The 21,957-nt window shown below is 69.6% G+C and carries 21 protein-coding genes and 1 tRNA gene; 11 read left to right on the top strand and 11 right to left on the bottom strand.

Features of this window, described 5'->3' with window-relative positions; translation table 11 throughout:
* The first annotated feature begins 11 nt into the window (after window positions 1-11).
* Window positions 12-356, top strand: a complete 345-nt coding sequence (locus BJ992_RS27790; protein WP_184985978.1) for a hypothetical protein — start codon at window positions 12-14, stop codon at window positions 354-356.
* 125 nt (window positions 357-481) lie between these two features.
* Entirely contained in the window at window positions 482-751 is a 270-nt protein-coding gene (locus BJ992_RS27785; protein WP_184985975.1) for a WhiB family transcriptional regulator, read from the top strand.
* A gap of 379 nt (window positions 752-1,130) precedes the next feature.
* On the opposite strand, the gene BJ992_RS27780 is transcribed toward BJ992_RS27785, so the two are convergent.
* Together BJ992_RS27780 and BJ992_RS27775 are read right to left on the bottom strand one after the other, a co-directional pair.
* The gene (locus BJ992_RS27780; protein WP_184985973.1) at window positions 1,131-2,468 is read right to left on the bottom strand and encodes an AarF/UbiB family protein; all 1,338 of its coding nucleotides are present in this window, start codon (window positions 2,466-2,468) and stop codon (window positions 1,131-1,133) included.
* 363 nt (window positions 2,469-2,831) lie between these two features.
* On the bottom strand, window positions 2,832-3,965 hold the full coding sequence (locus tag BJ992_RS27775; protein ID WP_343072885.1) for a ThiF family adenylyltransferase: 1,134 nt from the start codon (window positions 3,963-3,965) through the stop codon (window positions 2,832-2,834).
* 230 nt (window positions 3,966-4,195) lie between these two features.
* On the opposite strand from BJ992_RS27775, the gene BJ992_RS27770 reads away from it, so the two are divergent.
* Both BJ992_RS27770 and BJ992_RS27765 read left to right on the top strand, forming a co-directional pair.
* Window positions 4,196-4,711 (top strand): M48 metallopeptidase family protein, encoded by a 516-nt coding sequence (locus BJ992_RS27770; protein ID WP_184985971.1) that lies wholly within the window; start codon window positions 4,196-4,198, stop codon window positions 4,709-4,711.
* The gene (locus tag BJ992_RS27765) at window positions 4,705-5,295 is read left to right on the top strand and encodes a hypothetical protein (RefSeq protein WP_184985969.1); all 591 of its coding nucleotides are present in this window, start codon (window positions 4,705-4,707) and stop codon (window positions 5,293-5,295) included. The genes BJ992_RS27770 and BJ992_RS27765 overlap by 7 nt, the downstream gene beginning before the upstream one ends.
* Window positions 5,296-5,299: 4 nt before the next feature.
* Here BJ992_RS27765 and BJ992_RS34435 read toward each other — a convergent pair whose 3' ends face one another.
* From BJ992_RS34435 to BJ992_RS27750, 3 genes are all read right to left on the bottom strand, one after another.
* Window positions 5,300-6,316 (bottom strand): endonuclease/exonuclease/phosphatase family protein, encoded by a 1,017-nt coding sequence (locus tag BJ992_RS34435; protein WP_343072883.1) that lies wholly within the window; start codon window positions 6,314-6,316, stop codon window positions 5,300-5,302.
* A 99-nt stretch (window positions 6,317-6,415) separates the two neighbouring features.
* The gene (locus tag BJ992_RS27755; RefSeq protein WP_184985967.1) at window positions 6,416-6,982 is read right to left on the bottom strand and encodes an NUDIX hydrolase; all 567 of its coding nucleotides are present in this window, start codon (window positions 6,980-6,982) and stop codon (window positions 6,416-6,418) included.
* Window positions 6,982-8,259 carry a zinc-dependent metalloprotease gene (locus BJ992_RS27750; protein WP_343072882.1) on the bottom strand — a complete coding sequence of 426 codons (1,278 nt, stop codon included), beginning with the start codon at window positions 8,257-8,259 and terminating at the stop codon, window positions 6,982-6,984. The genes BJ992_RS27755 and BJ992_RS27750 overlap by 1 nt, the downstream gene beginning before the upstream one ends.
* A gap of 82 nt (window positions 8,260-8,341) precedes the next feature.
* On the opposite strand from BJ992_RS27750, the gene BJ992_RS27745 reads away from it, so the two are divergent.
* The 5 genes from BJ992_RS27745 to BJ992_RS27725 all read left to right on the top strand — a co-directional run bounded on the left by BJ992_RS27745 (window position 8,342) and on the right by BJ992_RS27725 (window position 14,368).
* Window positions 8,342-9,412: an NAD-dependent epimerase/dehydratase family protein gene (locus tag BJ992_RS27745; RefSeq protein ID WP_343072881.1), complete on the top strand. Its 1,071-nt coding sequence runs from the start codon at window positions 8,342-8,344 to the stop codon at window positions 9,410-9,412.
* 78 nt (window positions 9,413-9,490) lie between these two features.
* Window positions 9,491-9,916 carry a molybdenum cofactor biosynthesis protein MoaE gene (locus tag BJ992_RS27740; protein ID WP_184985963.1) on the top strand — a complete coding sequence of 142 codons (426 nt, stop codon included), beginning with the start codon at window positions 9,491-9,493 and terminating at the stop codon, window positions 9,914-9,916.
* Between the two features lie 63 nt (window positions 9,917-9,979).
* Window positions 9,980-11,023, top strand: coding sequence for a YlbL family protein (locus tag BJ992_RS27735; protein WP_184985961.1), 1,044 nt, complete (start codon window positions 9,980-9,982; stop codon window positions 11,021-11,023).
* A gap of 274 nt (window positions 11,024-11,297) precedes the next feature.
* Window positions 11,298-14,210 (top strand): UPF0182 family membrane protein, encoded by a 2,913-nt coding sequence (locus tag BJ992_RS27730; RefSeq protein ID WP_184985959.1) that lies wholly within the window; start codon window positions 11,298-11,300, stop codon window positions 14,208-14,210.
* A gap of 84 nt (window positions 14,211-14,294) precedes the next feature.
* Window positions 14,295-14,368: transfer RNA gene (locus BJ992_RS27725), tRNA-Met, on the top strand.
* 101 nt (window positions 14,369-14,469) lie between these two features.
* Here the strand turns inward: BJ992_RS27725 and BJ992_RS27720 are convergent.
* From BJ992_RS27720 to BJ992_RS27700, 5 genes are all read right to left on the bottom strand, one after another.
* Complete coding sequence (locus tag BJ992_RS27720; protein ID WP_184985957.1) at window positions 14,470-14,796, bottom strand: hypothetical protein; 327 nt, start codon at window positions 14,794-14,796, stop codon at window positions 14,470-14,472.
* A gap of 166 nt (window positions 14,797-14,962) precedes the next feature.
* A complete protein-coding gene (locus BJ992_RS34430) occupies window positions 14,963-16,711 on the bottom strand; it encodes an immunoglobulin-like domain-containing protein (RefSeq protein ID WP_184985955.1) in 1,749 nt (582 codons plus the stop codon).
* 300 nt (window positions 16,712-17,011) lie between these two features.
* Window positions 17,012-17,233: a helix-turn-helix domain-containing protein gene (locus tag BJ992_RS27710; RefSeq protein ID WP_184985953.1), complete on the bottom strand. Its 222-nt coding sequence runs from the start codon at window positions 17,231-17,233 to the stop codon at window positions 17,012-17,014.
* Window positions 17,233-17,712, bottom strand: coding sequence for a DUF2975 domain-containing protein (locus BJ992_RS27705; protein WP_184985951.1), 480 nt, complete (start codon window positions 17,710-17,712; stop codon window positions 17,233-17,235). Before BJ992_RS27705 ends, BJ992_RS27710 begins: the two co-directional genes overlap by 1 nt.
* Window positions 17,713-18,009: 297 nt before the next feature.
* Window positions 18,010-18,522, bottom strand: coding sequence for a hypothetical protein (locus tag BJ992_RS27700; protein WP_184985949.1), 513 nt, complete (start codon window positions 18,520-18,522; stop codon window positions 18,010-18,012).
* 298 nt (window positions 18,523-18,820) lie between these two features.
* Here BJ992_RS27700 and BJ992_RS27695 point away from each other — a divergent pair, with 298 nt between their 5' ends.
* Window positions 18,821-19,624, top strand: coding sequence for a class I SAM-dependent methyltransferase (locus BJ992_RS27695; protein ID WP_184985947.1), 804 nt, complete (start codon window positions 18,821-18,823; stop codon window positions 19,622-19,624).
* Window positions 19,625-19,636: 12 nt separating this feature from the next.
* Here the strand turns inward: BJ992_RS27695 and BJ992_RS27690 are convergent, their stop codons facing one another.
* Window positions 19,637-20,947, bottom strand: a complete 1,311-nt coding sequence (locus tag BJ992_RS27690) for an MFS transporter (protein ID WP_184985945.1) — start codon at window positions 20,945-20,947, stop codon at window positions 19,637-19,639.
* Between the two features lie 100 nt (window positions 20,948-21,047).
* Between BJ992_RS27690 and BJ992_RS27685 the strand changes: the two genes are divergently transcribed.
* Entirely contained in the window at window positions 21,048-21,956 is a 909-nt protein-coding gene (locus tag BJ992_RS27685; RefSeq protein ID WP_221475005.1) for a LysR family transcriptional regulator, read from the top strand.
* Window position 21,957: the final 1 nt, after the last annotated feature.

Genomic DNA, 21,957 nt, shown 5'->3' with positions numbered 1-21,957 from the left:
CTGAGAGGGAGGTGACCACGGTGGAGATCAAGATGACGAGGACCGCCACGACGTGGCTCGCCTCCTTCTGCGTTGACTCCGCCGCCGTCGCCGGCACGCGGACCGTCATCGCGCCGGCCGATTGGCGTGGCACCCCCGGCATCACCGCCGCCGGCGCCGCCAAACTCCGACAGGACAAGACTGCCCTCATCCAGGTCCACCTGGGCCGGGGCGTCGCCCGCCACACCGCTACCGACACGGTCTTCGACCACCCGGCCGCCTACGGCCGTGGGCCGGTCGTCGACCCGCTGACCACGAGCACCGCCAATGGCGTGGTGCGAGGTCCGCAACCCTGGAGGCACCCGGTCATAACCTGACCGGGTAAATGAAAAGCCTTCAGGCCGCGGATCCGCACCGGGATCCGCGGCCTTTTTGATTCGCCGCCGCTGATCACCGCCGAAAGGTAACCGCACAATCACAACCAGACAGAAAGGTGACGCAGATGGCGGTTTGGACGACCATGGACCTGGTCGACGAAGCCGATATCCCGTGTCGTACAGAGCCGGACCTGTGGTTCGCCGAGTCCCCCGACGACGTCGAGTTCGCGAAGGCCCTCTGCGGAGGCTGCCCCATCCAGAAGGCCTGCCTGGCCCGAGCGCTCGAGCGCGAGGAGCCCTGGGGTGTCTGGGGCGGCGAACTCGTCCTCAGGGGAGTCGTCGTCCCCAAGAAGCGCCCCCGCGGCCGCCCCCGCAAGACCCCCGTCGCCGCCTGACCACCACCCCTTGACGCCGGTTCCGACCCGGCACCTCGAAAGGACCAGACCTCCAATGAGCTTCCTACCGACCTGGAACGCCGACACACCCTTCATTCATGAAGAACTGGTGCGCGACCGAATACGCACCCTCCACCGGGAGGCGGAACACCAACGCCTGGTCTCCAGCCTCCAACGAGTACAACGCGCCAGAAGGCAGGCAGAACGCGCCTCCACCCGCCTCCGCCACGCCATGGCCCGCCTCGTCTGACAATTGAAGGCGCGGCAGAGATGTCGCGCCTCGTCTGACAACCCATCCACTCTCATGAAAAAGGGACGGCCCCACCCGGGCCGTCCCCTTTTTCATTTTCCGAATATCCGGGTCCGCGGGTGACCGGCCTCAGGTGGTGGCCAGAGCCGGTTCGGCCGGGGGGTCGTCGGCGAAGCCGGGGACCCAGCGGATCACTTCGTCGCGGAAGCGGGCCGTGGCGCCGAGTTGGCACAGGACGCCGATGCCGGCGATGTGGACGCGGTTGATCAGGACGTAGGACGGCGGCAGGTTGAGCTGGCGTACGACGTTGGTGGGACGCAGGTCGGTCACCGTGGCGGCCTGGCGCTGGAGCCATTCGCGACTGAAGGTGAACTCCTCCACCTGCGTGGGTTCGACGTACGGGGTCAGGAACGCGCGCAGGGCCTCGGGGTCGATCTCGATGTGGGGACGGATGAAGCCTTCTTCGCGCAGGCCCCGCACGACCGTGTCCATGTCGCCTTGGATGAAGATGCGGGTCAGGGTGCCGAACGCCTCCGGGTAGCCGTCCGGCATGTGGCTGACGGCGCCGAAGTCGAGCACGCCGAGGCGGCCGTCGGGGAGCACGCGGAAGTTCCCCGGGTGGGGGTCGGCGTGCAGGAGGCCGGCGCGGGAGGGGGAACTGAACAGGAACCGCACGAAGAGCAGGCCCGCGCGGTCACGCTCCTCCTTGGTGCCGGAGGCGATGATCCGCGACAGCGGTGTGCCGTCGACCCACTCGCTCACGAGAATCTGCTCGTTGGCGGCGATGACCTCAGGCACCTTGAAATCGGGGTCGTCGCGGTACGCCACGGCGAACCCGTGCTGGGCCTGCGCCTCCTTGAGGTAGTCGAGCTCCTCGGCGACCCGCTCCCGCAACTCGCCGAGCAGCGCGGTGATGTCCAGGCCAGGCATCAGCACGCCGAAGAGCTTGCCGAGACGGGCCAGCTGGTTGAAGTCGCTGAGCAGGGCCTTACCGGCACCGGGATACTGGATCTTCACGGCGACCTGCCGGCCGTCGTGCCAGACCGCCTTGTGCACCTGGCCGATCGACGCCGCCGCGGTGGGGACGTCGTCGAAGTCCTGGAAGTGCTCCCGCCAGTCGTCCCCGAGTTGCTCGGTGAGGACCGCGTGCACGGCCGAGACCGGCAACGGCGGCGCCGCGTCCTGCAGCTTCGTCAACGTCGCACGGTAGGGACCCGCGATCTCCGGCGGCAACGCCGCCTCGAAGATCGACAAGGCCTGTCCAACCTTCATCGCCCCGCCCTTGAGCTCCCCGAGCACCTTGAACATCTGCTCAGAGGTGCGCTGCTGGATCTCCTGCGCGACGACCTCGGCGGATCTCCCCCCGATCCTCTTCCCCACTCCAAGCGCGGCACGTCCGGCGAACCCCAGCGGCAACGTCGCCAGCTTCGCGGAACGCGTGACGGCATTCCGAGGAAAGTCACTCACCTGTCCATTGTTAACGCCGTTACCACCTCCCGACCACCCATCACCCACCAAACCCCCACACCGGACCCAACTTCCCCCCACCCCACCGCCTCTCTCGTGAACTGTGTTTTTGCTCACACTCATGCAACCGGAGATCAACGACAGGGACCGCCGGGCCGGCGAAGCCTTCAGACTCCGTCCCGGAGGAGTGCGGCGGGAAGTGAGCCGGAGGCTTTTTCGGTGGTGCGCGGCGGGAAGTGAGCCGGAGGCTTTCCCGGTGGTGCGCGGCGGGAAGTGAGCCGGAAGCCTTCCCGGTGGTGTGCGGTGGGAAGCACGACCGGTCCATCCCGGCGGTGTGCGGCGAGTCGGTGATCATTCCGCACCTTAGGGGTCCTCGTACGTGGCTCCCTGCCACGGGCCCTGAGGGGACGGCCGGCAGGTGCAGGTGCAGTGGGGATGGATGGGCCAGGGACGGCGTTTCCACTGCCAGTCGGGGGTGATGTCGATGGAGCGGCCGACGATCTGGCACGGGAGGCCGTCGATGTGGGCCAGCGCGTGGCCGGTCGCCTGAGCGGCGACGACCGTGGCCAGCGCGGTGCCGCACGCGATCTCACCCGGTGGGTAACCCCCGAGGCGCGCGCCGACCAGGGGCCAGGCGGGATCGTGGTCCCGGCGCGTCAACTCCTGGCAGCGCAGGCACGGAGAGCTTCCCGGAAGAACCAGCGGACCGATGGTCCCCACGCCTTCGGTGGCCGAGACCAGCAGGTGGGGGATGCCGGACTGGAGCAACTCGGCGGCGGTCAGCGGGTCGAGAGGATCCACCGGGGCCAGGATCGCCAGGTCCGGCGGGGACGCGCGGTCGGCGGGCCGGGAGGCGGTGCGGCCGGTCCAGATGTTGGCGCCGGGAGCGATCTCGCGGGCCGCGGCGGCCGCGGCCTCCTCTCTCGGGCGGCCCACGTCGCCGAACGACAGGCCGCCTGGCACCACGTGCTCGTGGCGGGCCGGCGCCGGGTCGACGACACACAGGTGGCCGATGCCGGACGCGGCGAGCAGGACGGTGATCTGCGCGCCGACGCGACCGGCGCCGTAGACGCGGACCTGCGCGCGGCGGCGGCGGGCCAGCGCGCTCAGGCCGGCGTCCGCGGCGTCGGCGGGGGAGAGGGACAGCTCGTCCAGGTCGGGACCCAGGCGCTCACGCTCGGCAAGGGACAGGCCGCGCAGCGCGTCGGGACGGAGGGCGGCGTCGTCCAGCAGGCCGCCGTCCGTCAGCAGGCGCATCACCTGCCGTGCCTGCTCCTCACCGATCTCGGCCGTGGCGATCAACTCGTCCAGGGTGCGCGTGCCGTCCAGGGACTCGACGAAACCGCGCGCAGGCGGGTCGAGCTTGGTCAGCATCACCGCGCGCATCGGCTGGACGCCGAGTTGCAGCGTGTGGTCGTCGCGGACCACACGGCGCAGCATGGGCTTGAGGCGGGGCCGCAGCGGATGCGGCCGGGAGGAAGGCCTGGTCTCGGTCACGTCCGGGAGCCTCGCACAGGCCGCAAGGACGCGGATCGGCTCAGGACCCGCCTGTGGACAACTTGGCCGCATCCGGCCGTCCACGGACGATCTCACGATCGGGTGAGTTCACCGTCCGATGTGACGGATGTGAGGCGTGTGGTAGCTGAACACCTGGCGAACAGTGATTGACCAGCGAAAACGCGGATCCCCCCCTGTGGAATCCGGGCACACTCGGCTACCGTGCATATGTGCCCCCCGAGACAGTGGAGGTCCGTCGGAGTGCACGCCGACGGCGAACCGTATCCGCGTACCGCGATGGCGACAAGACCATCGTGCTTCTGCCTGCCGGTCTGAGCAGCACGGACGAGGAACAATGGGTGCGCCGGATGCTCGACCGGCTCGCGGCCAAGGAGCAGCGCAGACGGCCGAGCGACGACGACCTTCTCGAACGTGCCAAAGACCTGTCGGCCCGCTACCTGGGAGACCAGGCGACACCCGTGAGCGTGCGCTGGGTCGACAACCAGCGCCACCGCTGGGGATCGTGCACCCCCGACCACGGCACCATCAGGCTGTCCACACGCCTCAAAGGCATGCCGGCCTGGGTGGTCGACTACGTGATAATGCACGAGCTCGTCCACCTGCTGGTGCCGAGCCACGGCCCGCGCTTCTGGACCCTGGTGGAGCGTTACCCGAAGGCCGAACGAGCGCGGGGTTTCCTGGAGGGTTACTCCATGGCCGCACACGGGGCCACGGACGAGTGCTGAGGCTCGCGGCCGTCCTGGTCACGCCGGGCACAGGTGGTGGGGCACCGCCCGGCGTCGACCCCGGCGAGTTCCTGCGCGCGCTGGCCGAGGACACCTATGAGATCGTGGCGGGCCTCGACCTGGTCGAGCCGATGATCGTCTCGGCAGGCGTCCCCGGCATGCACGAGATCGCCTGGCCGGGTACCCGCGTCGTCGAGCTGCGGCGGGACGCGACACTGGCCGAGGTCTTCGCCGCGCTGCGACCGTACGGCGAGCAGGCCGTGGTGATCTCGGGTGACGCGCCTGACCTGCCGCCGTTGCTCATCGGCAAGCTCTTCCGTGAGCTCGGCCGCGCGCACCTGGCCGTCACACCGGCCGAGGACGGCACCGCCGTCGCCGTCGCCGCACATCTGCCGTACCCGGAGTGGGCCACCGCCGGCCTCGACACCCCCGGTGTCGTCAAGCACCTGCGCGGCGAGGCCCCCGGCCCCCGCATGGTCGCCACCGGCCCCGGCTGGCACCGCCTGCGCACCCCCGGCGACATCGGCCGTCTCGACCCCGGCCTGGAGGGCTGGGACAACACCCGCGCTCTGCTGCGCGCCTGACCGCTCAGCGCGCCGACGGCACCGACAGGTGCGCGAGCACGGCCCGATGGTCGGTGCCGGGGATGTCGTACACGTTGTAGCGCTCGACGGCGACCCGCCGGTCGGTCAGCACGTGGTCGATGGTGATCAGCGGCGGCACACGCTTGTTGGCCGGCCACGTCGGGATCAGCCCTTTGCCGGTGATGTCCGCCGCGTCGTGGTACCCCCGCGCGATCAGCCCGCGCATCTCCGCGTGGTCCAGGCTCGCGTTGAAGTCCCCCGCCAGAACGCGGAACGGCCCGGACGACGTCGCGGACGGCAGCGCGCGCAGCCCGGCCGTCCACAGCACGGTCTGCCGGCCGAGCGGCGGCAGGGTGTGCACGTCCACGATCTGCAGCCGCGCGCCGTCCGGCATCGTCAGCTCCGCCGCCGGCATGTTGTGGCCGATGACCTGGAAGAGCCCGTCCAGCCGGGTGAGCGGCCTGCTGGAGAAGATGCCGCTTCCCGCCGCGCTCCACTCGTCCTCGAGCACGCGGTACGGCATGAGCTCCTTCAGCCCCGCCGCGTCGAGTTCCGCCACCGCCTCCGGCGTGAGCTCCTGCGTGCTCAGCACGTCCGGTCGGTGGCGCCGCACGAGGTCCACCAGTGCGCTCGCGTCGGCGTGACCGAACAGCAGGTTGGACGTGAGCACCGTGAACGGCTGCCCCCCGGCCGCCTGTGCGGTGTCGCCGAAGGCGCGTGGGAGAACGCTCACACCGAGCGCCGCGGTCGTGGCCAGCGCCACCGCCGTCGCGGCCTTCTTGCGTGCGAGCAGCGAGAGCAGCACCGGCAGCAGCGAGCCGGCCGCGGCGTACGGGGTCGCCGTGATGATCTGGGCCAGGAACGATCCACGCTCAAGGCCCGCGACCCGCGCCACGGCCCAGGCCGCGAACGGGGTCACCGCAAGCCAGGCGAGCGTGCCGGGCACGCGCACACTGCGCCAGCGGAACGGTGGCGGGTCCGCGATGACCCCTCCCACCGGTGTGTCGGTCGTCGTGCCCACGTGACCCCCGTGCCTCGGTCGTACGACACCGACCCTATCCACCGGTTCATAGGGCGAGCGTGAAAAACCCGTCCTGACCGGGACGGTTCTCGGCCATGATCAGGAAAGCAGGACGGCCCTGGCGCGGCGGGCCAGCCGGCGGGTCGCCTCGTCGGTCGGCTCGGGGATGTCGTCCACCGGCACCCACCGCAGCTCCAGCGACTCCTCGCTGCGGACGAACTCCGCACCAGGCGGAGCCACCGCGCCGTACTCCACGTCGAGGTGCAGGCTGTGCGGCGGGTGGCACCACACCTGGTGCCGGTCCAGGGCCAGCGGTCCCGGCAGCAGTCGCAGCCCCGCGATGCCGGACTCCTCGGTGGCCTCACGCAGCGCCGCCGCCTCCAGGGACGCGTCCCCCGGCTCGCAGTGGCCTCCCATCGGCAACCACATGCGGGCCTTGGGGTGGTGGGTGAGCAGCACCATGGCGCCGTCGTGCGACAGCACCGCGGTGGTCGCCGTGAGATGTCCCGGCACGCACGAACGCCACATCGCGTCCTCGTGGGCCCGCAGGTGCGCGAGGAACTCCGACCGCAGTTCCTCCTCAGGCCCGGTGGGGGCCGTCCAGCCTGTCAGGGACGCCACCGCGGCCTCGTGCAGGGGAGACGGCGCGAGAAAGGGTGAGGTCATCAGGCGCCGGGGCCGTCGTCCCCGGGCTTCCCCTCGCCGGGCCGCTCGTCGTCGAAGGCCGACATGTCGAGCCCGCCGTCCCCGCGGACGAACGCCTCGGGGTCGTCGAGATCGCCGGCGTCGGGCATGAGGTCGGGGTGCGACCACACCGCGTCCCGGCCCTCGACGCCGCGGGCCGCCGCGAGGGCCTGCCACAGCGCCGCCGCCTCACGCAGCCGCCGCGGCCGCAGTTCCAGCCCGACGAGCGTGGCGAACGTGCGCTCGGCCGGTCCGCCGGTGGCGCGGCGCCGCCGCACCGTCTCCGACAGGGCCGCCGCGGACGGCAGCTTGCCGGTGGCCGCGGCGTCGGTGACCGTGCCGACCCAGCCCTCGACCAGCGCGAGCAGCGTCTCCAGGCGGGCCAGCGCGGCCTTCTGGCGGTCGCTCTCCTCGGGCTTGAGCAGCGCGCCGCCGCTCAGCGCCTCCTGGATCTGCTCGATGTTGTTGATGTCGAGACCGCGGACCTGCTCCTCCAGCGCCGAGACGTCCACGGTGATGCCCCTGGCGTACTCCTCGACCGCGCCGAAGAGCTGCGAACGCAGCCACGGCACGTGCTGGAACAGCCGGTGGTGCGCGGCCTCCCGCAGCGCGAGGTACAGCCGGATCTCCTCGGACGGGATCTCAAGGCCGTGGCTGAACGCCGCGATGCCGGCCGGCAGCAATGCCGCCGTGCCGGACAGCGGCAGCCCGATGTCGGTGGAGCCGATCACCTCGGGGGCGAGCGCGCCAAGGGCCTGACCGATCTGGCCGCCGACCATCATGCCGCCCATCTGGCGCATCATGCCGACCAGCGGCCCGAGCTGGGCCATCGCCGCGCCGCTCTCGCCGCCGAGCCCGCCGAGCGTGCCGCTCATCGTCTCGACCATGCGCTCGGCGATCGGGTCGCACAACTGCTTCCAGACCGGGACGGTCCGCTCGATCCACTCCGAACGGCTCCACGCCTCGGGAGTGCTGAGGCCGCTCGGCAGCGCGGTGGCCTCGTTGAGCCACAGATCGGCGAGGCGCAGCGCGTCGACGATCTGGCGCCGCTCACCCTCCATCACGCTCGGGTCCCCTTCGGCGACGACCGCGTGGCGCGCGATGTTCTTGGCCATGTCCCAGTTGACCGGCCCAGAGCCCTGGGGGGCCGACAGCATGTCGGCGAACTGACGCATGGCCGCGGCCATCTGGTCAGGATCACCGAACATCGCGAACGGGTTCTCGTTGGGGTCGTTTTCGCGACCTGGCAGGTCAGTCACCGCTCTACCTCGTGCAGGATGGAGGAGTCCACATCCGCCACGTTATCCGTCGCAGGGCGGATCAGTGCAAAGTGAGGACCTCGTGCCTACCTCGAAACGCGTCCGGCCACCGGTCATCGCCGTCACCGGCGCCGCCGCGGGACTGGGCCGGGAGTTCGTCTCCCGGGTCGCCTCGTCTGCGGATTTCCGCCGTGTGGTGGCCATCGACGACCAACGCGGCGACGTCCCCGACGTCACCTGGCGGGTGCTCGACGTCCGCGATCCGCTCTTGGCGAACCGCGTCTCGGACGTCGATGTGCTGGTCCATCTCGGCACCGACTGCGGGCTGGACTCCGAGCCCGGCGAGCGCCGCGCGTACAACGTCCGTGCCGCGCAGACCGTGCTCACCGCCTCGGCCGCCGCACGGGTGCGCCGCACGGTCCTCGTGACGAGCGCCATGGTGTACGGCGCCGCGCCGGACAACGCCGTGCCGCTCCCCGAGGACTCCCCGGTGGCCGCGGAACCCGACACCGGGATCGTCGGCGACCACCTGGAGGTCGAGGCGCTCGCACGCAGGGCCGCGCGCAGCCACCCCGGCCTGGAAGTCGTCGTGCTGCGGCCGGCCGCCGTGGTCGGGCCAGGCGTCGACACCGTGGTCACCCGTCACTTCGAGGCGCCACGCCTGCTGACGGTCAAGGGCTCCGAGCCGCGCTGGCAGTTCTGCCATGTGGACGATCTGCTGTCGGCGCTGCACATGGCGGCGCTCGGCACGGTGTCCGGTGTGGTCGCCGTCGGCAGCGACGGATGGCTGGAGATGGAGCAGGTCGAGGAGCTGTCCGGTCTGCGGCGGTTCGAGCTTCCCGCGGGGCTGACCTTCGGCACGGCCCAGCGCCTGCACCGCCTCGGCATCACCCCCGGCCCCGCCACCGACCTCCACTACGTCGTGTACCCGTGGGTGGTCGACTGCGCCGCGCTGCGCGCCGCCGGGTGGAAGCCCGTGTGGACCAACGAGAGCGCGCTCGAACAGCTCCTGGAGCTGCGCGAGGGCAGGCACGCCGTGGTGGGACGGCGGCTGTCGGGCAAGGAGGCCACGATCACGGCCGCCGGCGCGACCGTCGCGGTCATCGGCACGGCAGCCATCGTGCGCCGCGCGCGGCGCAAGCGCCGCGTCTGAGCCGTACCGGACGGACCTTCCGGCAGGCGCCACCGCGCCTGCCGGTGGTTTGTCGGCGCCGCCGAGTAGCCTCGTGGGGTGAACGCGATTCGTCTGCTCGCCATCCGCGACACACCGCTGTCCGTCGACGAGGTGCTCGCCGCGGTCGCCGACCACGCGGCCGGGGGCACCACGCTGTTCGTCGGCACCGTGCGCGACCACGATCAAGGCAAGGCCGTCACCACGCTGTCGTACTCGGCGCACCCCACGGCCGAGGCCGAGCTGCGCCGCGTCGCCGAGAAGGTCGCCGCCGACTTCTCGCTGACCGCGCTCGCCGCCGTCCACCGGGTCGGCGACCTGCGGCTCGGCGAGGCCGCGGTGATCGTCGCCGCCGCCGCGCCGCACCGCGACGAGGCGTTCCAGGCGGCCCGCCGCCTGATCGACGACCTCAAGAAGGAAGTCCCGATCTGGAAGAACCAGGAGTTCGGCGACGGCACCTCCGAGTGGGTCGGCGCTTGCGGCTGACTGCGTGATCTTCCGATGAGTGTTCGGCGCTGCGCCGTCCCGCGGAGAGCATAGAGTTTCTTCATGTCCCGACGAGGTCTGACGCTGGTCGTCGCAGGCTTGCTGACCCTCGCGCTCGGCGGCGCGGGTGCGGTGCTGCCCGTTCCGTACGTCGCGCTGAGCCCCGGCCCCACCGAGGACACCCTCGGATCGGTCAAGGGCAAACCCGTCATATCGATCTCGGGACACGAGACGTACCCGACCTCAGGCAAGCTAAGCCTGGTCACGGTCGCCTACCAGGGTGGCCCGACCGCGCACCTCGACCTGCTCACCGCGCTGCGCGGCTGGGTCGATCCCAACGTCGCGGTCGTCCCCGAGGAGACGATCTTCCCCAAGACCGTGACGGTCAAAGAGGTCGAGGAGCAGAACACCCAGGAGATGACCGGCTCGCAGCAGGACGCCACCGCCGCGGCGCTCAACGAGCTGAAGATCCCCATCGAGACGATCATCGTGGTCGCCTCCACCCAGAAGAACCGTCCCGCCGACGGCAAACTCCGGCCAGGCGACCAGATCACCAAGGTCGACGGCACCGCCATCCGCGACGTCGACGGTGTCGCCGCCGGAGTGCGCAAGCACAAACCCGGCGAGCAGGTGAAATTCGACGTGATCAGGGACGGCAAGCCGCTGACCGTGGACGTCGGCACCGTAGAGGGCAACGGCGGCAGCATCGTCGGCATGGTCATGGGCACGCGCTTCAAGTTTCCCTTCAACGTCAACGTCAACGTCGGCGACGTCGGCGGCCCGAGCGCCGGCCTGATGTTCTCGCTCGGCATCTACGACAAGCTGACCCCCGGCGCGCTCACCGGCGGCACGTCCATCGCCGGCACCGGCACGATCACCGCCGACGGCAAGGTCGGCCCGATCGGCGGCATCCAGCAGAAGATGATCGGGGCACGCGACGCCGGCGCCACCGTCTTCCTCACCCCCGCCGACAACTGCGACGACGCCGTGCGCTCGGTCCCCGACGGGCTCCGCCTGGTCCGGGTCACCACGATGCGCGAGGCCGTCCACGCCATCGACGCGCTGCGCACCGGCTCGGGGAACATCCCCGCGTGCAAGGCCCCCTGATGGCCGCCGCCACCCGCCACCGCTCCGGGGGAACCCGAGCGGCCCCCCGGCCGTTGGGCCACGTGAACGCGCGCGACCTGCCCGCAGGCGCCGCCATGCTCCGAGCCATCGCACCCGCCGGGGACCCCCGGCCCGGCCGCCGGTTGTGGCCGTACCGTGCTCGTGGCCCGAGGCGTGACGACGCCGTCACCGGTGTAGGTTGCGACACACCGACCGTTACTCAAGAACCAAGGGGTGGGCCTTGACCTTCCGGAACCCCGGCGCGGGTCGGGCGATGCGATTGCCCCGGCGACCGCGCCTTCTCGTCCCCGTCGCGATAGCGCTGGTCGGGATCGTCATCCTGTTCTTCGTCTTCGCGGGCCTTTTCACCGACTGGCTGTGGTTCGACTCGGTCGGCTACACCTCGGTGTTCTCCACCATGCTCGTCACGCAGTTGCTGCTGTTCATCGCCGGCGCGTTGCTCATGGCCGGTGTCGTCGGCGGCAACATGCTGATCGCCTATCGCGCACGGCCGCTGTTCGGCATCGGGCTGTTCAACGGGCCGCAGGGCGCCGACCGTTACCGCGCGGCGGTCGACCCCCATCGCAAGCTGATCTTCATCGCCGGCCTGGTGATCCTCGGGCTGTTCACCGGCTCCTCGACCGCCGGCCAGTGGAAGACCTGGCTGCTCTTCATGAACAGAGTGCCGTTCGGCAAGAACGACCCGATGTTCGGCTACGACATCTCGTTCTTCATGTTCTCGTACCCGTTCATCCGGCTGGTGCTGAACTTCCTGTTCACCGCGGTCATCATCTCGATCATCCTCGCGGCGATCGTCCACTATCTGTACGGCGGCTTCCGCTTCCAGTCGCCAGGCGTCCACGCCACCCGTGCCGCGCGGGTCCACCTGTCGGTGCTCGTCGGCCTGTTCGTCCTGCTGAAGGCCGTCGCCTACTGGGTCGACCGGTACGGTCTGGTGTTCTCCGACCGCGGCAAGGTCTTCGGCGCGTCCTACACCGACGTGCACGCCGTGCTACCGGCCAAGAGCATCCTCGCGATCATCGCGCTGATCTGCGCCTTGTTGTTCTTCGCCGGCGTCATCAGGCCCGGCGGCATGCTTCCTGGCGTCGGCTTCGGCCTGCTGGTCCTGTCGGCCGTCCTGGTCGGCGCGGTCTACCCCGCGCTGGTCGAGCAGTTCCAGGTCAAGCCCAACCAGCAGAGCAAGGAACAGCCGTACATCGGCTACAACATCGCGGCCACCAGAGACGCGTTCAACATCGCCTCGGCCAAGACCACGCCGTACAGCGCCAAGACGCAAGGGTCGCAGCAGGAGCTCCAGAGCGAGATCTCCACCATCCCCGGCGTGCGGCTGCTCGACCCGAGCGTGCTGTCGCCGACGTTCCAGCAGCTCCAGCAGATCAAGGGCTACTACCAGTTCCCCGACCAGCTCGACGTCGACCGCTACAACATCGACGGCACCTCGCGTGACACCGTGGTCGCGGTCCGCGAGATCGGCAACCCGCCGGACAGCAACTGGATCAACGACCACCTCGTCTACACCCACGGCTTCGGCTTCGTGGCCGGCCCCGGCAGCAAGACCGACGCCGGCGGCAAGCCCGAGTTCATCGTCAAGGACATCCCGCCGACCAACGGCCTCGGCACCTTCGAGCCACGCATCTACTTCGGCGAGAACTCCCCGTCGTACTCCATCGTCGGCGGCGACAAGAAGATGGAGCTCGACTACCCCGAGCAGAGCAACACCGGCACCGGCAGCGGCCAGGAGAACACCGTCTACACCGGCAAGGGCGGCGTGCCGATCGGCAACTTCCTCACCCGCATGCTGTACGCCGCCAAGTACGGCGAGACCAACCTGCTGCTGTCCTCCGACATCAACCCCAAGTCGCGCATCCTGTACAACCGCGACCCACGTCAGCGCATCGAGCAGGTGGCCCCGTTCCTGACCCTGGACAGCGACCCGTACCCCGCGATCGTGAACGGCCGCATCCTGTGGATCGTGGACGGTTACACGATGTCCGAGGACTACCCCTACTCCGAGCGCCGCAGCTTCGGCGACATGACCCGTGACACCACCACCGAACGCCTGCTGGCCGCGCAGCAGCCGCGCGACCACATCAACTACATCCGCAACTCGGTGAAGGCCACCGTCGACGCCTACGACGGCACGGTCACCCTGTACGCCTGGGACGACAAGGACCCGCTGCTGCGCACCTGGCAGAACGCCTTCGGCGGCGTCATCAAGCCGAAGAGCGAGATCACGCCGCAGCTGATGGACCACCTGCGCTACCCCGAGGACATGTTCAAGGTGCAGCGCGACATCCTCGGCAACTACCACGTCACCGACCCCAACGCCTTCTACGGCGGCCAGGACTTCTGGAAGGTCCCCGAGGACCCGGCGAGCAGCAAGACCAAGCAGCCGCCGTACTACGTGACGCTTCGCATGCCAGGCGAGACCCAGCCCCGCTTCTCGCTCAGCTCGACCATGGTGCCGAACAACCGCGACAACCTCGCCGCCTTCATGGCCGTGGACGCCACCGGCGACGCGAACACCCCCATCCAGATCCTGCAACTCCCGAGCGACACCACGATCCCCGGCCCCAAACAGGCCCAGAACACCTTCGACACCAAGGCCGCCAGCGTCCTGAACGAGCTGCGCATCGGCGGCACCACAGAGACCCTCAACGGCAACCTGCTGACCCTGCCCTTCGGCGGCGGCCTGCTCTACGTCGAGCCCGTCTACGTCCAGCCCAAGGTCCAGAACTCCGCTCGTTACCCGACCCTGGCCCGCGTCCTCGTCATGTTCGGCTCCGACGTAGGCATAGGCACCACCCTCACCGAAGCCCTGGACCAGATCTTCGGCAAGGGCCAGCCCCTCCCCAACACCCCCACAACCCCGACCCAGAACCAACCTGAGCAACCCCAGGTCCCCACTGACCTCGCCAGCGCCTACGCCAACGCGCAAAAGGCCTACGACGAAGGCCAGACCGCCCTGAAGGCCGGCGACTTCGCCGCCTACGGCGAAGCCAACAAGCGCCTGGCCGAGGCACTCAAGGACATCCAGTCCTCCCTGGAAAAGCAGAAGCAGCCAACCCCGGCCACCCCGTCGGCCACGCCAACCCCGACCCCGACCCCGACCCCGGCCCCGTCCTCAGCCACAGCAGCCACACCAGCCCCAACCCCCAGCTCATGACCAAGACGGGGCCGGTCCACCAGGCCGGCCCCGTCTTGATTTGCCTACACCCCCCCAGCCCTATAGTCTTTAGACACAACGCGACGCGGGGTGGAGCAGCTCGGTAGCTCGCTGGGCTCATAACCCAGAGGTCGCAGGTTCAAATCCTGCCCCCGCTACTAGCGAAGGCCCTGGTCTCCGGTTCACCGGAGACCAGGGCCTTACTCATTCCCCGACCAAAACGGCCGTTTGTAAACGGATTTGTCAACGGCGCCGCCATTTAGGCCACTTCGCCACTACCGCCGACCGGTACCGACGCGAGCTGCCCCCCGAGGATCAGCTCAGCCAGCGCCGTAGCGACCTGACGGTCCGCGATCAGATCGGTCTGCACGTACTGCCTCATGGTGAACACCACATCCGCGTGACCGATCCGGCTACTGAGCGCCTTCCAATCGATCTTCGCGTCCCGCCGTGGCGTGGCTGTGCCGGACGTCGTGCAGGTTGATGTCAGGCGGACCCGCTCGCGCCGCGAGCCGCCACCGCCGGAGGACGCGCGTCCTTGACCACCTTCCGATGCACCCAGTTCCAGGCCACGAAGCTCTCCCACGCGCGATGAAGCATGCGATGGCTGTTCACCACAGTCTTCGGTGCCAAGCCCGCAGAATCGCTCTGCGGCGTCCGTCCCGACCGGTACCGCTGCAGTGCGGCCCGAACTGCATGAATGCTCACCCTGGCATCACACGGGGCCGGAGGCGATCGAAGGTCCAGCGTCCTCAGCACCCAAGATCGTCACAAGAATCCTCCTTGCCGGCGCACCGGGTGTTCGCCGCGGCGGACACGTTGACCACGTCGACCTGGAACGTGGCGGTCTTCGTCGTGCCTGCCACCGTGTACGAGACGGTCACGGTTTGCGTCCCAGGAAGGGCTGGATCGTATCCCGACACGGAGTAGCCGCCGTGCCCTTCGGCCAGGACCTCATTGTTCACGCCGTCGGTGTAGTCGGCCGTGACCACGAGGCCCGTCAGGTCAAGGGGCTGGCCGACGGCGTAGACGGTCGTGGCCGGAGGGGTCTTCACCGAGACCGACGACAGGTCCGCCCCACGCAGGGCGGCGTGCTCCGCCTCGGTCAGCGCGAAGACGTGCCCGTGGCGGATGACACCGTTCGCGCGGTTGTAGTCCGGTGTCTGCCAGGTGATGGGTGTCCACTCCCCCGACGCGAGGTCCTTGCCCCAGTAGGGGCTGAGCTGCTCCTCCATGGGGTTCCCCGCGGGGGCGCCGGCCCACTTCTGGTCCGCCCACAGGTAGTAGCCCTTCCCGCGCACGTCGCCGGGGTTCGCCTTGACCACCATCGGCGCCTCGGCGTAGGTCGTGTTCATCGTGTCGTGGGTGATGCAGCCCTTGACCAGCGTCCAGTCCTCGGGCGGCGCCAGCACCGACGTCGCCCGTTCCTGGTAGATGTCGTCGATGGCGCACCCGGGGACATACTTGGTGACCCCGGCGCCGGTGGAGATGCGGTCGGTGACGAACCGGTGGTACGACCCGTCCAGGTCGTCCCTGATGATGACGGCGTCGAGCGTGCCGTGGCCGGGCCTGCCGCTCATCACCTTCGCCGGTGTGAACGTCACGAAGTCGCGCGTCGTGGTGTAGAGGGTCTGGTTCCTCGTCAGCGGACAGCGGCCGTTCGGGTCGTTGCGGTTGGGCGTGTAGGACGTCCCGGGTGGATACATGGACGAGGTCCAGTAGACGACGTAGGCCCCGATCATCACGTCCCAGATGGCCTCCGGGGCGAACGTCATCCCCGCCTCGTCCGGGGCCACCCGGACGTGCCGCTGCTCCGACCAGGTCCGCAGGTCACGGGACTCCCAGACCTCGATGTAGCGGCTGGCGTCGCTCTGCGCCCAGTCCCAGCCCTTCCACCCGTACGCCGTGCCGTCGACGTTCAGGTCCGTGGCGATGAGGTAGAACTTGTCCCCCTCCGGGGATCGGACGATCGACGGGTCACGCACGGCGTGCATGCCCTTGGTGGACTGGAGGACCATCTGCCCGTTGTTGGCCGCCACCCAGCGGGTCGGGTCGTTGCCGACGCTCGTGGCCATGTAGATCTGCTGCCCCGCCTGGCTGTTGGACCTGGCGAAGTTCACCATCCCATACCGCGAGAACGGGGCGAGCTTCACTGCGGGCCGCACCGTCAGGGTGAAGTTGCGGCACGCCTCGGCGGCGTCGACGGTGATGCACGCGGTCAGGGTCACTTTCGCCGGGCCGGCTCCGGCCGGTGGGCGCTTCACCGCACCCGCCGCGATCGCGCCGTCCGCCGTGTCGGACACGATGTCCGGGTTCGACGAGGTCCACCTCACCACCGCCCCCGGCGTCGTCGCCACCGTAGTCGGCAGGGTCACGTTTCCCCGCACGTCGTCGGCATCGGGAATCGCGATATCGGCCAGGGCCTGCTCCGCCGGGCCGGTTGCCGCGGTCACCTCGGCGCGTGCCATCTGACCATCCCCCGTCACCAGATCCACGGTCACGAGCGCCGCCACCATTGACGAGGCCGCTCAATGCCGTTGCCGTCTCCTTGTCATCGCCATTCTTTCTCTCCATTGCAGGGTGTGCCGCCTTACCGCTGTGAGCTTGGCACTCGGCTTTGACGGTCTCCCGATTCACGAGGTCGTATGACTTTGTGACAGGCACACCCGGGCTCCGGTGCATCGACGTGCTGATCATGTAGTGGACGTCCCACTGCTCCTTGTTCTCGGCGGCCGGGACGACACTCTCGCCGGTCGGCGGTGCCTCCTCCCGGTGGCACCGCCGTGTTTCCCCGCTGTACGTCATCCGCTCGCGGCGTCGTCGGCCTCCCAGCGCAGCAGGTCACCCGGCTGGCACTCGAGGACCTCGCAGAGCGCGGCGAGTGTCGTGAAGCGGACCGCCTTGGCGCGGCCGTTCTTGAGTACCGCCAGGTTGGCGGGGGTGATCCCCACGCGGTCCGCTAGGTCGCCTGCGGACATCTTCCGCTTGGCCATCATCACGTCGATGTCGACGACGATCGGCATCAGATCACCTCGTCCAGCTCGGCCCGCATCCGGGTCGCCTCGACGTCGCGCGCGACCGCCTGGGCAAGCAGCATCCGCAGCACGAACACGATGAGCGCGACCCCCAGGATGGCCAGGCCGATGCCACCCATGATGACCGTGACGCCAGGGTCTTCTCGCTGCCCTGGCGCGTTGACGGCCGTGACCGCGAACCACAGCAGGGCGGCCGCCACGATCGCGCCGATCACGGCGTCCACGTGCCGGAAGGCGGCGTGGGAGAACACGGTTCCGCGTCGCACCATCGTCACCAGCCGCCACACGCTGGTCAGCGCGATCTGGGCCGACACCATGCCGAGGACCGTGATCACGCGCATCGGGGTCAGCGGCCCGTCCCGTGGATCGGTGACCAGAGCCCAGAGCATCAACACCTGTACGAACACGGTTCCGGTGAGCACCACCGCGAGCACGGCACGTAGCGCGCGCACTGCCAGCTTTCCCATGAATTGTCCTCCCATCGACTTACGATGGAAAGCTATCGAATTTCGATAGGCTCGGCAAGGCTTGAGACAGAGGTCCGGCGGCGGATCCATGTCATGGCGGGCTCACGGCCACTGGCGACGGCCCAGGTCACCGGTCGGCCGGAGACCAGGCCTCCTCATCGGCCACAGACCTCTCCGGCCTGGCACCCGTCCTCGCCGGTCGCCTCCGATCGACGCGCGGCCAATGCGGAAGGACCGGTCTCCAGGAGAGGAGACCGGTCCTTCGTTCATTCACGCGGCTGTTTCGTCCCGTCCGGGTCAGTTCTGCTCGAAGTAGGTGTAGAGGTTCTTCCAGGTACCGGCGTAGAGACAGTTCAGGGACGGCTTTGCGGCCTTGGGCTCGGAGCAGACCTTGAGTTCCACCTGGTAGACGTTCTTGAAGTCGAAGGAGAACTTCTTGGCCTTGTTGTACTTGCAGGTCGTGAAGGTGCGGAACTTGTGGGGGACGTTGCCGGAGCTGTCGCCGTAGGAGATGCGGAAGACGGCCCAGCCGCAGGCCGAACCGGTGCGGGTCTTGTCGAAGACCTTGCCCTTGACCTTCACCAGGGAGGTGGGCCGGCTCGGGTCGTCCTTCGGAGCCGCCCACAGCGTGCCGTACGCCTTGGCCTTGCGGCCGGGGGCGTAGTAGGTGCCCCACTCCGAGGTCGCGGCGGACTGGGCCGAGACGGTGGTGCTGGGGGCGGCGGCGGTGTCGGCGTTGGCGGCCAGAGGGGTGAGGGCGAGGATGCCTGCGACTAGAGCGAAACCGGTGAGGGTGCGAGCGGCGGTCATTGGGTTTTCCTTTTCTCTTGAGCTGGTAGCAGTTTGTACCGGACCGCTTTCAAGGTTCTTGACGTCACATTGCACGCGGCGGCCTTGGCTTGACGTCGCATTGCATGTCGCTGGACGAGCAGGCCGGGAACGGGTCACGTGACGCGGGATGCGATGCTGGGGATGTGGCGCTCACTTCGCACACCCCCGAGGCCGCGAAGGCCCCGTCAATGAAAGCCCTGGTCACGACGTTCCGGTGACCAGGGCTTCGTCATCTGAGCGCCATGCAGGAGCCCGCCGCCCTCACGGAAGGACCCGCATGAAGCCCGACCAGGCCGCCGAAGTCTTCAACTCGACGAGCATCGAGTTCGCCGAGATCTCCCCCGTCCTGTGGGACCCCATCGGCGCCGCCACCGTCAAGGCCGCCGGCATACGGCAGGGGAATCGCGTCCTGGACATATGCTGCGGCGCAGGCGCCTCCGCGATCCCCGCGGCGCAGGCGACCGGGCCGCACGGTCATGTGGACGCCATCGACGTCGCCGCCGCACTGCTCGACCACGGCAGGCGCCGCGCCGCCGCGCACGGTCTGCGTAACGTCCGTTTCGTCGAGGCTGACGCCACCACGTGGACCCCGGACACTCCGTACGACGCCGCCATCTGCGTCCACGGCGTGTACTTCCTCCCCGACATGGACCGCTCCGTCGACCGCCTGACCACCCTCCTCACACCCGGTGGCCGGTTCGCCGTCACCACCTGGACCCAGAGCGCACTGGAGACGTACGGCGACGTCTTCCGCGCCGCGGTCGGCCACGTCCGCGGCGCTCCTGTGACGTCCCCCTCCTCCAGCCCGTCGGTCACCCGCATCAGAACCACACAGGGCCTCGCCACCTGGCTCACCGAACGCGGCCTGAGCGACGTCCAGGTCGCCGAGACCCCCCTGAGCGTCCCCCTGACCCCCGACATGGCCTGGCTCCTGGTCAACGGCACCGGCTACCGCGCCATGCTCACCGGCATGGACGCCACCGAGATCGCCGCGGTCCAGACGGAACTCCTCTCCCGGCTGGAACACGCAGGCGTGGAGGAACTCGACGCTTCTTTCCTGGTAGGCGTCGGCAGCGTCTGAGCCGTGGATGGTCTACCGCAGGAGGCGGCGGCTCACCGTGGCGCAGATGGCGATGAGGGTCGCGGCGAAGCCCAGAAGAGCCGTGGGGGAGGAGACGTAGTGGGTGGCGAGGCCTAGGGCCAGGATGGGGACGGTGAGGCCGATGTAGGCGGTGAGGAAGAGGCCGGCCAGGGCTTCGCCGCGACGGGTGGGAGTGGCGAGGGTGAGGACGCGGGTGACGGTGGCCTTGAACAGGGTGCCGGCGCCGGCGCCGGACAGGAGGCCGCCGGCGAGGAAGAGGGGGAGGCTGGTCAGCCAGACGGCGGTGGTCAGGGTGATCAGGCCGGTGGGGAGCAGGACCAGGCCGGTGGCGAGCTGTGAGCGCAAGGTCAGGCGGCGCAGTGCGGTCTGAGTGGTCGCGGCGGCGGCGAAGACGAGGAAGGTCGCGAAGCCGGCCAGTGCGCGGGAGGGGTGGTGCAGGGTGCCTGAGACGAAGCCGGGGGCCACGGAGGTGAAGAGGCCGAGGACGGCGAAGGTCGTGAAGGCGGCGGAGGCGGCGGCGAAGTACGCGGGGCGGTGTTCGTCGGGGACGGAGACACGCTGGGGGCGGTACGGGGGGCGGAGGGTCGTGGGTCGTACCGTCTCGGGGACCAAGGTCATGGCGATGACGCTGAGCACGAGGAGGACGAGGAAGACCAGGTAGGGGGTGCGCAGCGGGGACGGCGCGTACTCGGCGAGCAGGCCGGAGGCGAGCGAGCCGACGCCGAAGCCTCCCATGTTGGCGGCGGTGGCGACCAGGTCGGCGCCGGGGTGGACGGCGCGTGCGCGGGTGGAGCCGGAACGGATGGTCGCGCGGGGGTCGTCGGTGTGGGTGGAGGTGCGGCGGGCGGCGGTGTGGAGATCGGTCAGGTAGGCGGTGGCGGTGGCGGTGATCATGCCGATGGCCAGGCCCGAGACGGCGCGCGCGACGATGAGTACGCCTAGGGACGTGGAGGTCAGGAACATCGCGGCGGAGGCGAGTTCGATCAGCAAGGCGGGGATCAGTATCCGGCGGCGGCCGAAGTGGTCGGACAGGTGGCCCGCGAGGAACAGGCTGACGACGACGCCGACGGCGTACGCGGCGAAGGCCACCGTCACCATGGCGGTGGAGAAGCCGTCCTCCCGCTGATAGATGGCCCACAGCGGGGTCGGCACGGTCGTGAAGGCCATCGCCACGAGGAACGTCGCCGCGACGATCCAGAAGCCGGCCCGGTGACCGGCGGCACCGCGCGGCCCCACGGGTGCGGGGAGTACGACTTCTGATGAGATGTCGGTGTCGGGGGAGACGTCGGTCGTGGCGGACATGTAGGTTCTCCTGCTCGCTGCCATGAACTCCTCTCAGGATGCGTGCGTACCTGCTATCGCGTCCAACGCTTGTTTTCGATCGCGGTCATCGCTCCAGGAGATGATCAGAACCATGGAACTGCGCCACCTCGAGTGCTTCCTGGCCGTCGCCGACGAACTCAACTTCACCCGCGCCGCGCAGCGTCTCCACATCGTGCAGTCCGCCGTCTCCGCCGCCATCCGTACCCTGGAGCACGACCTCGGCGCCACTCTCTTCGAACGCGACTCCAAACGGGTCGCGCTCACCGACGCGGGGGCCGCGCTGCTGCCGGAGGCGCGGGCCACACTCGCGGCGGCCCAGGCCGCCAGGGACGCGGTGGGGCAGGTGAGAGGCGGCCTCCGCGGCACGGTGAACGTCGGCACCATGACGTCGGTCGAGATACTCGACCTGCCGGCGTTGTTCGGCGAGTTCCACACCAGGCACCCGGCCGTGACGATCCGCCTGCGCGCGGCGCAGAGCGGCTCGGCGGGTCTCGCGCAGTCGCTCCTGGACGGACGGCTCGACATCGCGTTCGTCTCCCTGCCGGGCCGTCCCCCCTCGGGGCTGACCGTGCGGGAACTCGCCACGGTGCCGCTGGTCGCCGTACTCCCCGTGGGTCACCGGCTGGCCGAGGCGCGGGACGTACGGCTCGCCGACCTGGCCGACGAGCCGTTCATCGACTCGCCGCTCGGCTACGGCAACCGGGGCGTCGTGGACCGCGAACTCGCCGCCGGCGGCATGCGGCGCCACGTCGCCATCGAGGTGACCGACATCGCCACGGCCGCCGCGTACGTCGGACACGGACTCGGTGTGGCGCTGATGCCGGCCTTCGCCGTACGGCCCGACCCCCGCGTGCGTGTGGTGCCGGTCGAGGAAGGCGCCTTGCGGTGGTCTCTCGGTGTCGCGACCGCGGCGGCGCGCCGTCCGAGCGCGGCGGTGAAGGCACTGATCGCGCTGGTGGACGGCCATGTGAGCACCGGCGCACGGTGAC

Origin of the sequence: Sphaerisporangium rubeum, assembly GCF_014207705.1 — a bacterium.
GTDB lineage: Bacteria > Actinomycetota > Actinomycetes > Streptosporangiales > Streptosporangiaceae > Sphaerisporangium > Sphaerisporangium rubeum.
This window is presented reverse-complemented; position numbering and strand designations above follow the sequence as displayed.